This is a genomic window from Dyadobacter sp. CECT 9275 (assembly GCF_907164905.1).
GTDB classification, from domain to species: domain Bacteria; phylum Bacteroidota; class Bacteroidia; order Cytophagales; family Spirosomataceae; genus Dyadobacter; species Dyadobacter helix.
The window spans coordinates 4,276,494-4,293,963 of record NZ_CAJRAF010000002.1; the positions used below are offsets into that span (position 1 = coordinate 4,276,494).

A 17,470-nucleotide genomic window follows, 5' to 3' on the forward strand; every position below is an offset into this window, starting at 1 on the left:
AAAAAATTATCAGACTCCTGAAAAACATTTAAATGTCGATAAAAACATGACCGTTGTATTCGGTATATCCTTCCAGGAATAGATCCCTTCCGAAGGCTTCATAGTCAAAATATCTTTCAAGAGTTTCCGGTACTCCCGAAAGCATTCCGGTATCTTCTACATATTGATAGGTAAATTCTGTTTTCGGATCTTTAAAAGCCCCTCCATAATATCCCTGATAGGCCTCTTCAAAACCTTCCAGTGTTTCTTCCAGTTCGTTTCCGTTGGCTGGCCAGGATATAATGTCTGAGCAGTAAATCTCAAAAGCTTCAGCTCTGTCATCATCCATTTCAGAGACTGCTTCAAAGTACTTGAATGTGTCCTGATGTAAACTGCTTTCTGAGATCATAAAAGCTGGAATATATTCCCAGTCCTGGAACATTAACTCTGGCCGGCAGCCGCTGCTGAGGAACTCATTGCGGTGGTATTCATAACAGTCTTTATAAAATTCCTGTGCATCTGAGTAGTCTGAAAGATCAAACCACTTTCCGAAAAGCGATCCGGAATTGTACATTCCGTAAGTTCCTACGTAAATCTTTGGAGTGTTTTTTGAATTTTTCATGAGTGAAGACATTTGAAGTAGCTAAGCCCGGCTCTGTGCCAAAGGGCAATCGCATGTCCCACACGAATGAAAAATGACGGGGTTTATCCCCTTGGATTCAAAGCCCAGACGGCGGTTTAAGGAGCGGCCTGTTGCCGCGGTAAATAGCCGGCTGACGAAGTGAAGGCTTGAAGCCGTCATTTTTCACTTCGTAACTTTCGTTTGCACTGACTGGTAAACGTGCGGCTGGTTAGCTTACATTAGCTATTGAATATAAATTTCAGTTACATAACAAATGGTGCATTATAATATATCAAGTATAGGCAATTTCACACCAACTTTGTAAACACCAACATAATCCTTAATAGCAGTGCCTTTCAGATCTGTGGGTAGTTCCACCAACCCATTTTCTTGATCAGGATAAATGATTAGGCAATCAATCAATATACCTTCTTGTATATCCAAGGCACTGTACACTTTTTCCAGCCTCGCATATCCGCTGACCTGTCGGATGTCGAGATGGTCAACACCATTCCGGTATTTAGTTTTGTATTTGGCATCAACCACCATTTTGAACTGTGTTGAATTTAAAATGAAATCGAGCTTGCTACCTCTATTGCCGAATTGATAATTTATCATACTTACATCGCGGAACCGGTCTTTCAACAATCCGAAAACGTATAGCTCAAACAGCTTACTCATATCAATCCAAAAGGGCGGTGTTTTTACCACCTGGGTTTGATGAGCATTCGTAATATTGTAGCCAAATCTTTTCAGGATTAGACGAGCTAGGGAGGTAGCTTCAGTGTATTCTTTGTAAAAGGAATTAATTTTCGAATGTTTGACTTCGGCCAGTTTAATATCTTCGTTGACTGCTCCAAATCCAGGTATGATGTAATTAAGAAGCGTCAATGCATACTCCGTAGAATGAGTGATTTTCAATGAGGGCAAATACTGTTGAACGAACATTAGTGCCTTCTTCAAAAGTCGATTTTCTAGCCCGCTTACGCCAAATTCCTCATAAGAACAAAATGTATGCAAAGGTTTGTTTTTTAGAACATTGTGTTTAATAGTCGGTCCTACCATTACCTTGCCTTTTACCTTGGATTGCAAATTTTTGGTGACCTTGTAATAGGATTTTTTAAGCCCTTTCCTGACTATTTGCTGGGTAACTCTCAGAAATTGCACAATCAACAGAGGCGTCAATAAATCCTGCTGCTGAGATATTTCAATGTATGGCGCTTCAAACTTAATTTCAAAAAGTTCGTCGGTATGTATTGCTATATCCGGATGCTTCAATGCTGTAAAAAGCATTTTCAAATAATCAGTTTCTCCAGTGGATTTGTTCAACTTAGGAGCGACGTATAGTGCTATTTCATTTTCCACTACCCAGTCAACACCAACAAAGTAAGAAAGGGTACAATGATGCTCCCCATCCTTCTTTATAATTGTATAGCAATTTTGTTCTCCTCTTTTTTTTAGAAAATTGTATTGATACATTTCAGATATCAAAATAGTAGATGCACCGTCTATTTTACCATTGAAATGCTCGAAGTAAGGTAAGATTTTATACATGTAGCTCCTTCATTAACTCCTCAGTCTCAGGCAACAGAATACCATCTTTTAAGTACTCTTTCAACAATGGGAGGATTTCATATTTGAGTCTGATCTCGAGGTCAGCTTTTACCCCTTCGTCATCTTGCTTGTCAGACATAAAGTAGCTGTGGCCGATCCAGATATCCTCTGGACGAAAATCTGTTGCAACATACTGCGATCTCATCGGTTTGGGATCTTGCCAATCGATCAAATCGTAATCCCTTACAAACAATTCAGAAACTTGCTTGAAAAGATTCTTGGCAGCCGCATGTACATGCACGGGAGATGGAAGGACATCCACAAATGCAAACCTCCGCCGAATTGCGTAATCAATATGACCAGCACTCCTGTCGGCTGTATTCATCGTGCCAATGATATAAAGATTGGGAGGCAAAATTAAAGTTCTATCGCCGTCGAGATCATATGTGCTTTCCACTGGCTCACCACGATATTCCAAAGCATAAATCAGTTCACCGAGGACGGCTGGCAGATTTGCGCGGTTTATCTCATCTATTATTAGAATGTACTGCTTTTCATCAACTTTTGTTGACGAATTTTCAAAGGTTGGCTCTGTTGGTAGAAAACCACGCAGTTTCTCTAGCACCTTAAAATCATAGCTCGCGTGCTGTTTGGCTCTTCCGGAAATTTCATTTATTGCTTTAATGTCTTGCCTGTTTTTTGCATTATTTAAATATGAGATAATCAAATCAGAAAATTTCATTCTCTGTTTATTATCAACAGCCCAGGAATCGCCCACATATCGAAACGCATTCTTATCAACTTCAAAGATTGAAACCTTATCATTTATAGGATACTTGCCATTTTTATCAATGATTTCTTGAACTGAATCAGCAAACAAATTCACTTGCTCCTTAATCCATATTTCTCTTGAAAGCGTTTTGACCTCTTTTTGCGAATCCTCGTAGTTTTCCAATGCCTGGCTTGCAAACTCTGCTAATATCCGATTCTCGGTCCGATATTCAACTGATGAGCCTGAAGTCTTGGCAGTAATTCCCCGAACAAAATCTTCGTATGAATAAGCAGGATGAAACTGAATGAGCCGTATCTGCGACGACGAAGTTTCTACGTACTCGCCACGCTTATTTTTTTGCAACCATTTTTTTAATATGTATTCGGAAAGTGCATGCAAGTATGCATCCCCGCCCCTGCGTGTAAAATTTCCGGAAGCAATGCAGTCAGCAATACGGTTAAACTTTAGCGAAAAGAATTTCCCCTCGCGATAACTTACTTTGACGCTCCTATCAGATAGCTCTGCAACTCGAATAGATTTATCGGAATTCCGCATCGGCACATGCTCGCCGTCAGAAAGTAACGTCTTCACATCATCTGCATCAGGCAAAACTTGGCGTCCACCAGAATCTGTTGAGATTAGCTGCCTGGCGATTTCTTTCGCGGTATACGTCTTTCCTGTTCCAGGAGGTCCCTGCAAAATGATCTGCTTTTTGTATTCAAGTAATTTTATGATGTCCTTCATATCGTTCCCTGCTCCTTCAAAAAGAGAGCTGTTTTTAACTTCTTCGTAAAGCGTAGATGTATCGTCTATTTCTTGCAGCTTTTGCCAACCGAAATCAATGCTGACTTCTTTTATTGCACTATAATTTGATCGTGTTATGGCAGATTGCTTTATTCCATCATATGGAACGCCTTGTTCATTATCATCTTTGCTCTTTAAAAACCACTTTTCTACTAAAATCCATAGATTCCAAGAATCATTTTCCTGCTTTACCGACCTGATTGCCTTACCATATGCCACAAGGAGTCCGTTATATTTCAACAAGAGAATACTTCCCGGCTGAATTTCATGATAAGGACCTTTCTGCTCAGCCGTCTCATCCAGAATATAAGCCGAATTAGCAATTATTCTTTCGAAGTTTTCTTTGGCGTAGCTTTGGAATTGCCTCCCTGCGCTGCAAACGTAGAATTTTGGCATTTTTCTGTGAGTGAGGTTATACTATAACTGATGCAATGTGACGTAACCTCTCCCATTCGTACAGATACCTGCAAAGCTGAGAACACCAACAATCGCAGATATTCTACGGAAAGTCGTTTGCCCGATTGCTTTTCCAAAAACTTTGTGCGCGACGCGACCTTCAATGGAATCCAAGGGAAGTTCGATGCTTCCAAGTCTGAATCCGACAGCCTTTCCTTTCAGAACATGAGCGCCTATGTTTTGGGTATTCTTTTCGATCATCAGCTCAATCGCTGTTTCAAATACACCCCAGGGTAATAATGGCTGGCTACCCAAATTATCAAGCCATACGCCCCGATCGTCCCACTTTGCAGTAAATGACTGACCTGCTTTCATCAATGGGATCTTTACTACTCGGTTCCTCTCCCCGAGTTTTTCTTTAATCCTTGCAATTCCGTTTCCAATGATCATAACACTGTTTATATGAGGGTACATTAACTATAATTTCCTTTCCTGATGTTTCTCATTCAAACTGCCCCCAAAACCCGCTTTAGCGAATCAATAAAAGCCATCTTCGTCGCATCGTCTTTGGAAATTGCGCGGTAAAGATCCAGCTCGTTCCGCCGTTGCTTACCCATCACTTCTTCGAAAATCCGCTTGAACGCAAGCTCACGGTTTTGTATATCGGGGTTGTTGAGATATTTGTCTTCATAATCGGGATGCACCTGCATCGATTTTGCCAGACTCACAAACTTCACACGTTGTTCCTCAGGTGTAGCTTCCCAGCCTTGAAACCAGCGTTCGTTAAAACTGTTGACAATCAAATCAAGTGCGTCTTCGGTTGTATCCGATCCATGAGCGCCGCGCGGATTCGGATTCTGCGGCTCTAATTCTGTTTCTGATGCATCTAAACCAATTGATGCGTTTAGTCTAACACGCTCGAGTCCGTATGTAGAAAGATCAACGGAACCCAAAAGTTCATCGTAGACGGCATCTTCGTTAGTCTTAATGATAAGTTTGGGAATCAGGAATTTGAGAAACCAGAACAGCTTCTCCCAGTTCACAATTTCGTACGGAAGTATGGACGCCATTTGACCGTAAATCTTCACGAACTGTTTGGCTTGAATCTTGATTTCGGCTTTACCATTGTCATCCAATTCCAGGTCTGAGTTGAACCTTTTGGCAGCTACATCAATAATTACACTGAGTTGCTGCGCGTCAACGCCAGCGAAATACTTCTGAACAAACTCCTCAACCTCAGTCCATTCGTATACGCCCGTATCATCCAATGTACTTTTGATATCATGCAGTACATTTACATCAGTTGCGGAGTTCAGTGTGGTGGATGTGTAAAATGGATCGAAAGCGACCTTAATCTCGTCCGTTGAATTGAAGAAATCCAGTACAAATAGATCTTCCGTTTTCTTTCCCAACTGATCCGCAGACCGGTTTAGCCTGCTTAATGCCTGCACTGCTAATACGCCTTGTAGCTTTTTATCAACGTACATGGCCGAAAGTTTGGGCTGATCAAAACCTGTCAGATACTTGTTGGCCACCACCAGCATACGATAGTCATCCATGTTAAAATACCTGGCAATTTTGTCGCTGATATAACCCGAGTCTGTCGGTTTGGTGGTATCAAGTGCTGTTGGAAAATTATTGATCGTATCCTCCGTGTGTTCGATGCCATCCACTTCCTTTTTTCCGGAAAACGCAATGGCGATACTGAAAGGGTCTCCTTTGTCCTTCAACAATTGTTTTAAGGCAAAATAATACCGCACAGCCGACTCTATACTTTGGGTCACCACCATCGCTTTGGCTTTACCTTTTAATTTTTTGGTATTAACTACCTTCGAAATAAAATGATCCAGCATGATCTCCGCTTTTGTACCAATCGTCTGCCGGTGCTGTTCTACGAAACCTTTCAGTTTCTTCTGCGCTTTTGCTGTATCAAAAAGTGGATTATCTTCTATTGATTTTTCAATTTCGTAATAACTGCGATACGTGGTGTAATTGGCCAGCACATCCAGAATGAAACCTTCCTCAATGGCCTGCTTCATTGAATACAAATGAAACGGACGGAAACCGCCGCCTTCCCTTGGCACGCCAAATTTTTCGAGTGTACTGTTTTTTGGCGTAGCTGTGAAAGCAAAGTATGAAGCATTGCCACGCATTTTCCGCGACCGCATTACTTCCAGAATTTTGTCCTGAGGATCCGGGTCTTCCTCTTCGTTTGCCGAAGTACCCAATGCCCGGTTCATGTTGTCGGCCGCGCTGCCGCTTTGGCTTCCGTGGGCTTCGTCGATGATTACAGCAAACCGTTTTTCGCTCAGATCGGCAATGCCATCAACGATGAAAGGAAATTTCTGAATCGTAGTGATAATGATCCGCTTCCCACTTTCCAGGCTTTCTTTCAACTCTTTGGAAGAATACGCAGGTGCGACAATATTTTTCACCTCCGAAAATTCTTTGATATTTTCACGTAGCTGTTTATCAAGCAAACGCCTATCTGTAACCACGATTACCGAATCGAATAATGGGTTTTCGACTCCTTTGCTGCCCGGAACCTGATCGTTTTCAGGGTAGGTTTCAATGAGCTGATAAGCAGCCCAGGTAATAGAATTGGACTTTCCGGAACCAGCAGAATGTTGTATCAAGTAACTTTTTCCAACACCAAACCGACTGGCATCGGCAATCAGTTTGCGCACCACATCCATTTGATGATAACGTGGAAAATACAAACGCTTTTTGGCTAACGGATCGGTGTCCTTGCCATCGAACCGGACAAAGTGTTGCATGATGTTAGCCACACTTTGCCGTGTAAGCACTTCATTCCAAAGGTAAGCGGTTTTGTGTCCGAGAGGATTGGGTGGATTGCCTTTGCCGTAATCATCTCCCAGGTTGAATGGCAAAAAGAAAGTGTTTTTGCCGTCCAGCTTTGTCGTCATGTACGCCTCGTCGGTATCCACGGCAAAATGCACCATACATCGGCCAAAGTTCAGTAGCGGTTGTGTAACGTCCCGCTCATTTTTATATTGATTTTGCCCGTGAAACTTCGCGTTTTGTCCTGTCCAGTGGTTTTTAAGCTCCATGGTCGCGAATGGTATACCGTTCAAAAACAGCACCATATCAATTTCCTCGCCGGGTTTGGTGAGGGAATAACGTACCTGCCGCGTTACACTAAACTGATTGCTCTCGAACTTCTGTTTGATCGCCTCACTACTACTGGCCAATGGCAGCACATACAGAAATGTAAAGTGCGCATCTTCCACATCCAAACCTTTACGCAGAATACTGATGATTCCTTTCTTTTTCAGCATCCGGTCAAGCCGTTCCAGTATTTTCAGTTTCCAGTCACTTTGCTTTTGCAACTTGGTCAGCTCGTCTTTTTGAGTTGTTTCCAAAAAATCCCACAGCCTCACCTCGTCTACCGCATAACGTGCATTGAAATCACCTGGCAATCCCAAATAATACCCCTGACCGCTTCTGTATAGCGGCCTTCGTTCTTGGAGTGTTGGAAGTGATGAAATGGGTTTCAGATATTCTTCCAGGGTTGTTCCTGTTAACTTTTTTTCAATGGCAGATTCGAGGGCGGCTTCGTTGGTTTGGCTGGGCATCAGGAGGTTTTAGAAATTACTAAAATTAGGTTATATTTGAAGGTATGAAATTATTTGAAAAATATTCCAAGCTGCGCCAGAAGGCATATGTTACATCCATGGTCACCGATATGGTTAGCGGTAGCATGGCGTTGGAAAATCAGGAAGTTCCCCAGCCACAGATACAGGCTATCGTCATTGCGCTGCTACGTGAAGCAGAATTAAAAGGCCGTGAGTTCATTAAGAATTAGGTTTGTAAGTCCATGAGCATCGCCTCCGTCCGCTTTTCGTAAGGCCTGAATATACTCTTTTCTAGCTTCCCCTTCTCTGTGATACAATTGTACCGGTTCAAATCCTTTTAGCATCGCCGCCGCATTTAGAAGTAAGCGGGCGGTGCGTCCGTTTCCATTATTGAAAGGATGAATCCATACAAAGCGGTGATGTAAATAGGCTAACAACTCCGCGACTTCAACCTTTTCCTGTACAAATTTCAATCTATAATTTACATCATCTGCATACTGGTACATCAAGTTCGGCACTTGTGATGGATGAGGTGGAGTTAACTTCCCAACCTGAACTTCTATCGTCCTCCATTTTCCTGCCCAATCATACAATTCACCAAAAGCAGTCCTATGAATGTTCAGAATCAGACTTATATCAAACTCAGCTTCCTCGTCCAGTTCCTGAATCATGATTTCAGATTTCGCAATACCACTAGCCTCATATAAGTTCAAAAGATCTTTTTCTGCAATATTTAGCAGATTCTCGTCAATTGAAGGTGTATAATTCGTCCCGTCAGTCATGTTGTTTTGGAGTTTGATCCATTTATTTTTGATTGCTATGATTACCAGCAATTAATCAGATGTAGAACTGTCAATCTTTCCAAAACGTTAAATGCTCGCCCGGCTGGCAACAATAAAGCCTCTCATCAAATCAACCGAGTCAGTAAGTTGTTGAAAGGTATATCTTATGTTGTTTGCATTCTCAGGGTGGTGAATCTGATGTCTTATGTACTCTGTCAATATTACAGGAGTCGGACCGACCGTACCGTTTCTAAATATCTTATTGTACGTAACGGTTTGTTTTCCCAATCTATATGCGCCAAGGAGCTCCTCAGCTTCAATATATCCATAAAGCTCATTGTGGTATTCTTCCGTCAAGTCTCTAAATGCTATATAATTAATTTCATTTAATGACGGATACGGTAATTGATGAGGTATAATACTTTCAATGCATTTGCTTCCAACTGCATCAATTGAAACCAATCTCAGATGGTCAAAATTGAGCCCTTTGACAATTGTACAACTATGGGTCGTAAGTAACACCTGCGTGTTTGCAGCACTAGCCAACTGCTTAAAAGCTCTGATTAGCATTTTTTGATGGTCCGTATGCTGTGACGTCTCAGGCTCTTCAATAGCATAAATGATTGATCTCGAATTGCCTTGCTGCTGCCTTCGCTCTGCCTCTGCTCGGAAGAAGTTCAATAACACAAGCCGCTTGATTCCACTCCCTCTTTTATTGATTGGAATATTCTCATCACCGGTTATCGAAACTGATTTAAACACGTCAGCCCATTTCAGAGCGTTGGCGGGAGGAATTATCGGCTTTAACGACGAGGCGACTTCCGGATTCATTTCCCGTAACTTTTCCAAAGTGCTATTGGAAACATCTATCAGGCGTTGCTCAACACGCTCAGCGACATCTGCCAATAAAGCAGTAATCGTGGCATCTGCCATGATCTGCTTCACAGCCTCTTTGAGTGGATCCTGTACTTCACTGTCGCTATCGCTATTCTTTCTGTCGGACTGGAATAGTGTATAGAGCGGTAAATACGTTTGCAGCTTTTCCCAAATATCCTTTGTATCTCCTTTGGTTACGTCAAGCTCAATCTCTCCAAGTTGCAAGTCTTCGGCAAAGTGATTCCAAATAGCCGATCGCATCTCCGCGTTTACAGATTGATTCGAGCATTCTATGCTATTGTCTTTGACTATTTTCTTTAACTCTGCGTTCTTCTTAACCAACAAATCTGCACAATTAGAGTTATTGGGATGATTTGCATTGACGAATACTTTGGCAGCGCCCGCATTTGGATACCTCTTGATCACCTCCAAACACCCATCAGAATTAAGCAAATATTCGCCTTCGAGCGTAGTTTCGTAAGAACTGTCAATCACCACCGAAGCTGGCAAATCATCAAAGAGCACGGCAATTGATATATTAGTATCCCCGGCAGCTAGTGCAGTCTTGTTACATCGTCTTTGTCGAGTTTTACAACCCCTTTACCATCATTGAAGAAAATATCCAAAGCTTCCAGCACGGTAGACTTTCCGATATCGTTTTTGCCAACAATTACAGTCAAGTCATCGAAGTCAATGGAGGTTTCGTTGTAATAACCCCGGAAGTTTTTAAGACGTAGAGATTAATGCGCATTTTAAAGGTAGTTTTATGGAGGATTTGTAATTGTTATTGAATTCTAGGCGATCTTTATTTTCCCGTCACCGCACTATTAATCAAAGTCGATCTGTACTCCTTTAATTTTTCAATCTCTTTTTGTTTCAGGGAAATGGCGGTGGCAATTTTGCTGGTGACATCCTTCAAGTATTCAAAGATTGCTTCTCTCTCTTCCTTCGGAGCAATGATAACAGGAAAATTCCAGTTTCGTGCTATTAGTAGAAGCTAGATGGTTGTTTTATTTGCTGTATTGGTAAAATATTTTCTACCATAATCTGATTCCATTAATATAGAGGCAAATTGGGGCGAGATTACGAAGTATCTACCCGAACCGCAAAAACATGATTTTGGTGTAAGCAATTTTCAATTTCTCCATTCCAAAACTGTACCTCTTCCAAGCTTATCTAAATCTCCACCTTCCGTCACCAGAATGTCTCCTTTTCTAACTAAATATTTATCCGCTTCTCTTTTAGGCATACTAATCTCAGCCATTTTGATCAAGATTAAAATAACCTGATTGTACATTTGCAACCCTCAAATATGGGTAGGTTTATAACATTCTTAGGATACGTAACTTTTACCCAATGTTATTCCACTTTGAACAACTGAAAAATATTTCAATTTCTCACTTCCCAATTCTCCGGAATCTCCCCAATCCATTCTACTCCCGAGTCCCTCATCTTCACATCCGGAGTCTAACCCCCGCGTAACAGCATTGTGAATCAGTATTTGCCTGCGATCTTTGAGTAATTCTATTGTTTTTCTTTGATGGAAATGGCCTGGTCAATTTGGGCCGTTTTACGATCGAGGAAATTGGCGATGGTGGTTTGTTCGGCGAGGGATGGAATTGCCACAATGATGGCTTTCATTTCATCATATCGTGTAGTCCAAAGGTCAAGCAACGATCCCATGTCCCATTCGATAAAACTCTTCGATGAAAGAATAACTTTTTAGATAGTAATGACAAAACTTTGAATTTAGATATCTTTGGCTCCATCACAATATTTATCAAAGAAACTGAGCCATCCAGATTTGAAACACCGCTTGATCCCTTTCTATGCTGACCGACTATTTAATAACAAAGTCTCCTGACTTAACGAGCTTTCTGTTGTCTCCATCATTACTTTTTGCCGCGCTGTCAAGTTGCGGCAAAATTCCATTTTTAGTTACTGAAAGAGGTGCAAAGTCTTTGTCAGAAAACTTTTGTGCGCATTTCTTCAAATCTTGTCCCCAATCGAGTTAGCTCCCAATTCTTTGGAACTTCTCCTAACCATTTTACGCCCGAATCCCTGTACTCACTATATTTCTCAAACATCAATATGATCATTTAAAACGTCCACACCCTTCACCCATAGCTAAAATCTCCGAATCAACCCATCACTTTCCGCTTCCAAAGCCAATATATCAGCAGCCACCTCTTTCAATACTTCTCAAAGGCTTGTGGCGGTAGAAATACTTATTGAAACTGATCTCGTAACCAATTTTGGTAGCATCCAATGATATCCAGGCTTCTTCCACGTGGGTTTTACTTCGCGTAGAAAGTACTCGTATATATTCTCGTTAAGCGTTACATTCTCCGTATCCCGCAAATCGCTTTCCGTTTCGTATTGCAGGTATTCGCCTTTTTTATTGGTTGGAAAATATCCATGGTCGGATAGTTGCTCTTCTGTACAGTTTAGGTAATCCAACAGCTTTTCCAGTTTTTCACCCGGCAGTTTTGGTAATTCCTTTCACTACTTTTTCGGCCCCGGCATCATACCAGCTCACTGCATTCAGGATTGCGTTCTTTTCAGAAGAAGACAGTTTGGCACCTTGCTTTTTAAGAGCGGCATCTACTTTTTCCTTGAAAATATTGGAAGTCGGCTAAATTCTGCTGTACCCATTGCCGGCCAGCAAATCCGTCGCATTGTTCAACAGATCCAACTGCTTTTGCCAGGTATCTTTGCTGGTGAGGCTTTGGCTTGTTATGGCGTTCAGGCTCAGGTCGTTTTTTTCACAGTAATCCAAAATCGCCTTTTCGTGTGCTGCGAGATTGGTGTACACTTCTTCTCCAAATTCTTGTATATGCCCAGGTCATGGGTTCGCGTAAGGACTTGTCGAAACGGAGGTCAGCAATGCGTTTCTTCGGTAAACTGTGCTTTCAGGCGTTTTGGCCGATCGATGGTCACTTTGTAATAACCAAAATCGGCATGTTTCAAAAACCTGTGAAGCAATACCATCATCGCCTTGGCGTTTCGATTGCTTCCAAGCTGGTGTACACCTGCACAATCTCTTTGATGTGCTCAGGAGCAAATTCACAGTTTTTGTTACCAGGTTTTTGCGAAGCTTGCGGTAAAGCTGTCCGGCGTCAATAAGCTGCACTTTTTCCCTGGCGGTGCGGTGCTTTGTTATTGCTTAAAATCCAGATGTAAGTCGTAATGCCGGTATTTGTAAACAAGTTATTGGGCAACTGCACAAGTCGCTTCCAGCCAATCATTTTCAATAATATAACGGCGGATATTGCTCTCCCCCGCCACCAGCATCACCCGTAAACAAGCTCGACCATTGTGTACAGACGCAATGCGCGAGCCAGTTACGCTTTTCTCTTTCGATTTCATTTTAGAAACCATTTCCATCAGTGAAAAGCAGCTGGCCGTCCGACGAACGCGGCGTAGCATCCGCATCATCCTCCACGCCCCAGTAATCTTTCAGTTTGATCTGGGAAACGCGGATCAATAATATCTTTTCCATCCTTGATATACTTCTGTTCACTCGCCCAGGATTTCCCATAAGGCGGGTTTGGACAGCATAAAATCAAAACTCGTTCCGGCAAATTCATCCGTAGAAAGCGTAGAGCCCACCCGGATATTCTCCGGATTGTTGCCCTTGAATCAATCATATCCGACTTACAGATTGCATACGTTTTCGTCGTTGATTTCCTTGCCATACAGATACACAATCACCTTTTGCGGCGGATCTCGCCCTCTTCATCTTTGATAAAATTCGAGATTCCGTGAGCATACCACCACTTCCACAAGCAGGATCGTAGATCGTCATCACTGGCGAGCAGCTTATCTTTGATCGGATCAAAAAATAATATGCGTCATCAGGTCAATCACTTCACGCGGCGTAAAGTGCTCCCCGGCTTCCTCATTATTATCCTCGTTGAATTTCCGGATCAGCTCTTCAAAATACATAACCCATTCCTAAATTGGAAGCGGCTGTAGCTTGCGACCATCCGGGTCCACCTTTTCAAAAGGCGTCAGGTTGATGTAAGAAGAAGTAAATTTTTCCAGTACGTTCAGCAGCACGTCCTTACTGGCCATGTGCCGCACCTGACTTTTCAGCTTAAACTTGTCAATGATCTCCTTCACATTGGCACTGAAACCATTGAGATATTCTTCAAAATTACCTTGTAAAATTTGCTGGCTGTTGGTGGCAGTGCTGTGCAGTCGCTGCAAAGTCCATGGACTCGTATTGTAAAATACATAACCCGAAGCCTGCATCAGTCCGTTTTCATCCATTCGGTGAAACCTGCTTCGTCTTTTTGAAACGCCAATTCCTCCATCACAGCTTCTTTAGTAGGTTCCAGTAACGCATTCTAACCGCCTCAATACTACCATTGGAAGAATTACATCCCGATATTTCCACGCACATATACATCACGCAGACAATCGTCTGCAATGGACCAGATAAAAGAAACAAGCTTATTGTGTTACTGTATTATTCATGTAATTTGATAAAATCGTAAAGGGTTTGTTTGCTCCTGCTCTGTAAAATAGTCTGTTTTAAGGGTTGTCCTAAAAACAAAATTTTGATTTTGACTAGAAATGAGACAAATTAAGCTCTCGATTCAGCCCGGGGTACTCTGCTGAAAGCAATATAGATAAGGCATCTAGATCTTTTGAAGTAATTTAATGACCCTGGCCTTTAAAAATAAATAATTTTTACAAAATCAAGCTTCTTGATTATAAACCGTAAGGAGACTCAATATAACTAGTAAGTAAGTTCACAACTAAACAAACCACTGGATGAATTTAAAATACTTTACTCTGACAAATTCGAACACGATAAATGTGTAGCATCAAAGACATTCTGGAACTAGATAACTATGATCCAGTTATGTCAGTTGTAAGGTCAATTTCCAACTTAACATAGCCCAGTAATTCTAGCATCTTTAAACGCAAGAAAGTAGGAAAGATCCCGCAGAGGAAATCAGAAAATCTTCCACTATTCTTGGTAGTAATATAGAAAATGCTATCGAGTACAAAAGGAAATATATTTAGACATCGGCAGAAAGTACGCATGTACTATATATTATGTTTGATTTAGTTTAAAAAGCCCATCGAGGTAATAGACATACAATTATTTTAGCGAAATCCTTTTTTCCGAATATCACTTTCGACAGTCTGATGCTTTTCTTATCGATCAAGCGGGCTTACACATCGATTCCCAAGATATCAAGATATCCAGTCCAACCTAGATAAGTTGATTGAGGAATTTAAAACCTTACAAGAAGATAGTGAGCTTCATCCTTTAGTTATAATAACATACTTTCATTACCGACTATTGGCCATCCATCCATTTCCTGACGGAAATGGTCGTATTTCAAGACTGATATTGAATGTCATGCTGGAAAATTCGGTGAAACTGACCACCCAATTCGGTTTAAACTGACCACTGTTCCGGGCGAAATTGACCACCCCATTTCGGATCAAACTGACCACCTGATTCCGGAGTAAACTGACCACCTGAGAGATTAGAAAATGCTGTAGAATCAACCATATTTTGGCACGAACCAATCGTGTAAAAGGTATGGCCAATTCGACAATCAGCATGAGCAAAATAAGACAGATTTTACGGATGTACAGCCAGGGCCGCAGCAAGCTCTGGATAGCGGAACAGACAGGTGTTTCCCGCAATACCGCTAAGAAGTACATGACCACTTTTGATGCGAGCGGACTTACCTTTGAACAGATCAACAGCCTGAATGATAAAGAGCTGGATGACTTTTTCGGAACGGTTAAACAGCAGCCACCGCAAGACAGATTGTTGAATCTGCAACGTTGTTTTCCGCAAATAGACAAAGAATTAAAACGGACAGGTGTTACCCGTCATATGCTTTGGGAAGCCTATAAAAAGGAATTTCCGGAAGGATTGCTTATACCAGTTTTGCTTTCATCTGACCAAATGGAAGGCCCGCGTTAACCCTGTGATGCATCAGGACCATAAGGCCGGCGATAAGCTGTACATCGATTTTGCAGGTGTTAAATTAAGTATTGTAGATAAAGAGACTGGTGAATTAACTGAGGTTGAAGTGTTTGTGGCTATCCTGGAGCGAGTCAACTCACTTACGTGGAAGCAGTCAGTAGCCAGCAAAAAGAAGATCTGATCGCAGCTTGCGAGAATGCACTTCATTATATCGGTGGTGTGCCGGCAGCAATTGTTCCGGATAACCTTAAAGCTGCTGTTATAAAAGCAATAAATACGAACCTACGCTGAACGAGGCCTTTGCCGATTTTGCTGATCATTATGGGACTACGATATTACCTGCACGCGCTTACGGCCAAGAGATAAGGCGTTGGTGGAAGGTGCTGTCAAAATCGTTTACAGCCGTATTTATGCGCCTTTAAGAAAGCAGGTTTACAACTCACTGACAGAGTTAAACGCAGCTATATTGATTGCTCTCGAGGCTCATAATAACCAACTGCTTCGGGGCCGTAATTACAGTCGCAGACTCCAGTTTGAAGAAATTGAGCGCAGTGCTCTGGCCCCGCTTCCGATCCTGCATTATGAGTTCAAAAAACAGCTACATGCCACTGTAATGAAGAACGGACATGTCTGCCTGAGCGTTGACAAGCACTATTAGGTGTCCCATACCGGTTTATCGGCAAGAAAGTCAAGTTGTTGTATTCCAATTCTGTGGTTGAAGCATATTATCATTACGAACGTATCGCCCTTCATAAAAGGCTTAAAAGTCCCTATAATTATTCTACGATAAAGAACATCTGGCCAGTACACACCGCTTCGTAACAGACTGGACACCAGATCGATTCTTGGAGTGGGCTTCCTCGATCCATGAAGATGTCAGGTTGTATATTCTTAAAATCCTGGATCGCAAACAGCATCCCGAACAGGCCTACCGCTCCTGTATTGGTATCCTCTCTTTTGCGAAGAAAGCTGGTGAACAACGCCTGATCAGCGCGTGCCAAAGGGCTTTAAGCTATGGTATCTACAACTATAAAACAATCCAGACTATACTGGAAAAAAATATGGATCAATATGAAGACAGCCTGTTTGCAGACGAATTACCCATGCCCAAACACGATAATATCAGAGGCGAAGACTATTATCAATAATCCTTTAAACAATTAATAAAAATGAACACAAACACTTTGGAAAGTACGCAAGCTAAAATTTTACGGCATGTTCCATGCCTTTAAAAGTAGCCTGGAAAGTGGAAAGACTAATGATTACACGGCGGATGAGCTTTTAGCTCATCTAGTTGACGCTGAATGGGATGACAGAAAATAACCGTCGGGTCGAACGCCAGATCTTGTACGCACGGTTCCGCTATAAGGCCATGGTCGAAATATCCACTATCATGCTGATAGAAGTATTGACCGTAATCAGATCATGCGCCTAGCAGAATGCTCCTTTATTGGCCGAAATGAAAACCTACTGATCACAGGCAGTACCGGAATCGGTAAAAGCTATGTAGCATCTGCGATTGGTCATCAGGCATGTATACTTGGCTACCGCGTAATGTATGCCAGTACTCCCAAATTGTTTGCCAAACTCAAAATGGCCAAGGCGGATGGATCCTATATCAAAGAAATTACAAAAATAGAACGGCAACAACTTCTTATCCTGGACGACTTTGGTATCCAGCCGTTCGATGCCCAGAGCCGGGCAGCACTGATGGAAATCATAGAAGACAGGCACGAAAAACATCCCTGATAATTACTTCTCAGTTGCCTGTTAGCAAATGGCATGAAGTAATAGGAGAAAAAACCATTGCTGATGCCATTTTAGATCGTATAGTACATGATGCACACCGGTTGAATTAAAGGGGGAATCAATGAGAAGAAAACGAAAAACGGAGCTCGAAACCAGCTACGAATAATTATAACTTTTATTTACTAATTTTGAATCGCTTCTACTAGCATTTTCTACTACCGGCCGCCAGTTAATTAGGTGGTCAATTTGCCACGGAATCAGGTGGTCAACTTCTCCGAAATACCCACAAAGAACGGTGACCAAGCCTTTTTGACACTGTCTCAACAGGAATTTTGTTACTAAGTGTAACTGCCGTCGCAAAGGTGTTACGGGCGATAT

19 protein-coding genes and 3 pseudogenes are annotated in these 17,470 nt (G+C 41.9%); 7 read left to right on the plus strand and 15 right to left on the minus strand.

Annotated elements, in window-relative coordinates; translation table 11 throughout:
• Nucleotides 1-28 precede the first annotated feature (28 nt).
• The 5 genes from KOE27_RS25650 to KOE27_RS25670 all read right to left on the minus strand — a co-directional run bounded on the left by KOE27_RS25650 (nucleotide 29) and on the right by KOE27_RS25670 (nucleotide 7,723).
• Complete coding sequence (locus KOE27_RS25650) at nucleotides 29-601, minus strand: antirestriction protein ArdA (RefSeq protein ID WP_215241536.1); 573 nt, start codon at nucleotides 599-601, stop codon at nucleotides 29-31.
• Nucleotides 602-883: 282 nt separating this feature from the next.
• A complete protein-coding gene (locus tag KOE27_RS25655; RefSeq protein WP_215241537.1) occupies nucleotides 884-2,155 on the minus strand; it encodes an McrC family protein in 1,272 nt (423 codons plus the stop codon).
• A complete protein-coding gene (locus KOE27_RS25660) occupies nucleotides 2,148-4,127 on the minus strand; it encodes an AAA family ATPase (RefSeq protein ID WP_215241538.1) in 1,980 nt (659 codons plus the stop codon). Before KOE27_RS25660 ends, KOE27_RS25655 begins: the two co-directional genes overlap by 8 nt.
• 21 nt (nucleotides 4,128-4,148) lie before the next feature.
• A complete protein-coding gene (locus tag KOE27_RS25665) occupies nucleotides 4,149-4,577 on the minus strand; it encodes a hypothetical protein (protein WP_215241539.1) in 429 nt (142 codons plus the stop codon).
• A 56-nt stretch (nucleotides 4,578-4,633) separates the two neighbouring features.
• A complete protein-coding gene (locus KOE27_RS25670; protein WP_215241540.1) occupies nucleotides 4,634-7,723 on the minus strand; it encodes a type I restriction endonuclease subunit R in 3,090 nt (1,029 codons plus the stop codon).
• A 44-nt stretch (nucleotides 7,724-7,767) separates the two neighbouring features.
• Here KOE27_RS25670 and KOE27_RS25675 point away from each other — a divergent pair, with 44 nt between their 5' ends.
• Complete coding sequence (locus KOE27_RS25675) at nucleotides 7,768-7,953, plus strand: hypothetical protein (protein WP_137340549.1); 186 nt, start codon at nucleotides 7,768-7,770, stop codon at nucleotides 7,951-7,953.
• Here the strand turns inward: KOE27_RS25675 and KOE27_RS25680 are convergent.
• The 10 genes and pseudogenes from KOE27_RS25680 to KOE27_RS29780 form a co-directional block, all read right to left on the minus strand.
• Nucleotides 7,924-8,505 carry a Fic/DOC family protein gene (locus KOE27_RS25680; RefSeq protein ID WP_215241541.1) on the minus strand — a complete coding sequence of 194 codons (582 nt, stop codon included), beginning with the start codon at nucleotides 8,503-8,505 and terminating at the stop codon, nucleotides 7,924-7,926. The two genes, KOE27_RS25675 and KOE27_RS25680, sit on opposite strands and share 30 nt — an antisense overlap.
• An 87-nt stretch (nucleotides 8,506-8,592) precedes the next feature.
• Nucleotides 8,593-10,109: pseudogene (locus KOE27_RS25685) on the minus strand (ATP-binding protein); the annotation flags it as partial.
• A 407-nt stretch (nucleotides 10,110-10,516) separates the two neighbouring features.
• Nucleotides 10,517-10,645, minus strand: a complete 129-nt coding sequence (locus tag KOE27_RS29920; RefSeq protein ID WP_255573945.1) for a restriction endonuclease subunit S domain-containing protein — start codon at nucleotides 10,643-10,645, stop codon at nucleotides 10,517-10,519.
• Between the two features lie 260 nt (nucleotides 10,646-10,905).
• A complete protein-coding gene (locus tag KOE27_RS25695; RefSeq protein WP_215241542.1) occupies nucleotides 10,906-11,064 on the minus strand; it encodes a restriction endonuclease subunit S domain-containing protein in 159 nt (52 codons plus the stop codon).
• A gap of 952 nt (nucleotides 11,065-12,016) precedes the next feature.
• The gene (locus KOE27_RS29760; protein WP_229252959.1) at nucleotides 12,017-12,196 is read right to left on the minus strand and encodes a hypothetical protein; all 180 of its coding nucleotides are present in this window, start codon (nucleotides 12,194-12,196) and stop codon (nucleotides 12,017-12,019) included.
• 304 nt (nucleotides 12,197-12,500) lie between these two features.
• Entirely contained in the window at nucleotides 12,501-12,629 is a 129-nt protein-coding gene (locus tag KOE27_RS29765) for an N-6 DNA methylase (RefSeq protein ID WP_229252960.1), read from the minus strand.
• Nucleotides 12,592-12,750 (minus strand): hypothetical protein, encoded by a 159-nt coding sequence (locus tag KOE27_RS29770; protein WP_229252990.1) that lies wholly within the window; start codon nucleotides 12,748-12,750, stop codon nucleotides 12,592-12,594. The genes KOE27_RS29765 and KOE27_RS29770 overlap by 38 nt, the downstream gene beginning before the upstream one ends.
• 1 nt (nucleotide 12,751) lies before the next feature.
• Nucleotides 12,752-12,883 carry a hypothetical protein gene (locus tag KOE27_RS29925; RefSeq protein ID WP_255573946.1) on the minus strand — a complete coding sequence of 44 codons (132 nt, stop codon included), beginning with the start codon at nucleotides 12,881-12,883 and terminating at the stop codon, nucleotides 12,752-12,754.
• 335 nt (nucleotides 12,884-13,218) lie between these two features.
• Complete coding sequence (locus KOE27_RS29775) at nucleotides 13,219-13,329, minus strand: N-6 DNA methylase (RefSeq protein ID WP_229252961.1); 111 nt, start codon at nucleotides 13,327-13,329, stop codon at nucleotides 13,219-13,221.
• Between the two features lie 9 nt (nucleotides 13,330-13,338).
• On the minus strand, nucleotides 13,339-13,656 hold the full coding sequence (locus tag KOE27_RS29780; RefSeq protein WP_229252962.1) for a type I restriction-modification system subunit M N-terminal domain-containing protein: 318 nt from the start codon (nucleotides 13,654-13,656) through the stop codon (nucleotides 13,339-13,341).
• A gap of 919 nt (nucleotides 13,657-14,575) precedes the next feature.
• Between KOE27_RS29780 and KOE27_RS30070 the strand changes: the two are divergent.
• The 6 genes and pseudogenes from KOE27_RS30070 to KOE27_RS29785 all read left to right on the plus strand — a co-directional run.
• Nucleotides 14,576-14,809, plus strand: a pseudogene (locus KOE27_RS30070) (Fic family protein); the annotation flags it as partial.
• A gap of 138 nt (nucleotides 14,810-14,947) precedes the next feature.
• A complete protein-coding gene (locus KOE27_RS25710; protein ID WP_215241543.1) occupies nucleotides 14,948-15,340 on the plus strand; it encodes a helix-turn-helix domain-containing protein in 393 nt (130 codons plus the stop codon).
• Nucleotides 15,341-15,347: 7 nt separating this feature from the next.
• Nucleotides 15,348-15,524, plus strand: a complete 177-nt coding sequence (locus KOE27_RS25715) for a hypothetical protein (RefSeq protein ID WP_215241544.1) — start codon at nucleotides 15,348-15,350, stop codon at nucleotides 15,522-15,524.
• 285 nt (nucleotides 15,525-15,809) lie between these two features.
• Nucleotides 15,810-16,001 carry a hypothetical protein gene (locus KOE27_RS25720; protein ID WP_215241545.1) on the plus strand — a complete coding sequence of 64 codons (192 nt, stop codon included), beginning with the start codon at nucleotides 15,810-15,812 and terminating at the stop codon, nucleotides 15,999-16,001.
• A 187-nt stretch (nucleotides 16,002-16,188) separates the two neighbouring features.
• Complete coding sequence (locus tag KOE27_RS25725; RefSeq protein ID WP_215241546.1) at nucleotides 16,189-16,491, plus strand: hypothetical protein; 303 nt, start codon at nucleotides 16,189-16,191, stop codon at nucleotides 16,489-16,491.
• A 277-nt stretch (nucleotides 16,492-16,768) separates the two neighbouring features.
• Nucleotides 16,769-17,202: pseudogene (locus tag KOE27_RS29785) on the plus strand (ATP-binding protein).
• Nucleotides 17,203-17,470 lie beyond the last annotated feature (268 nt).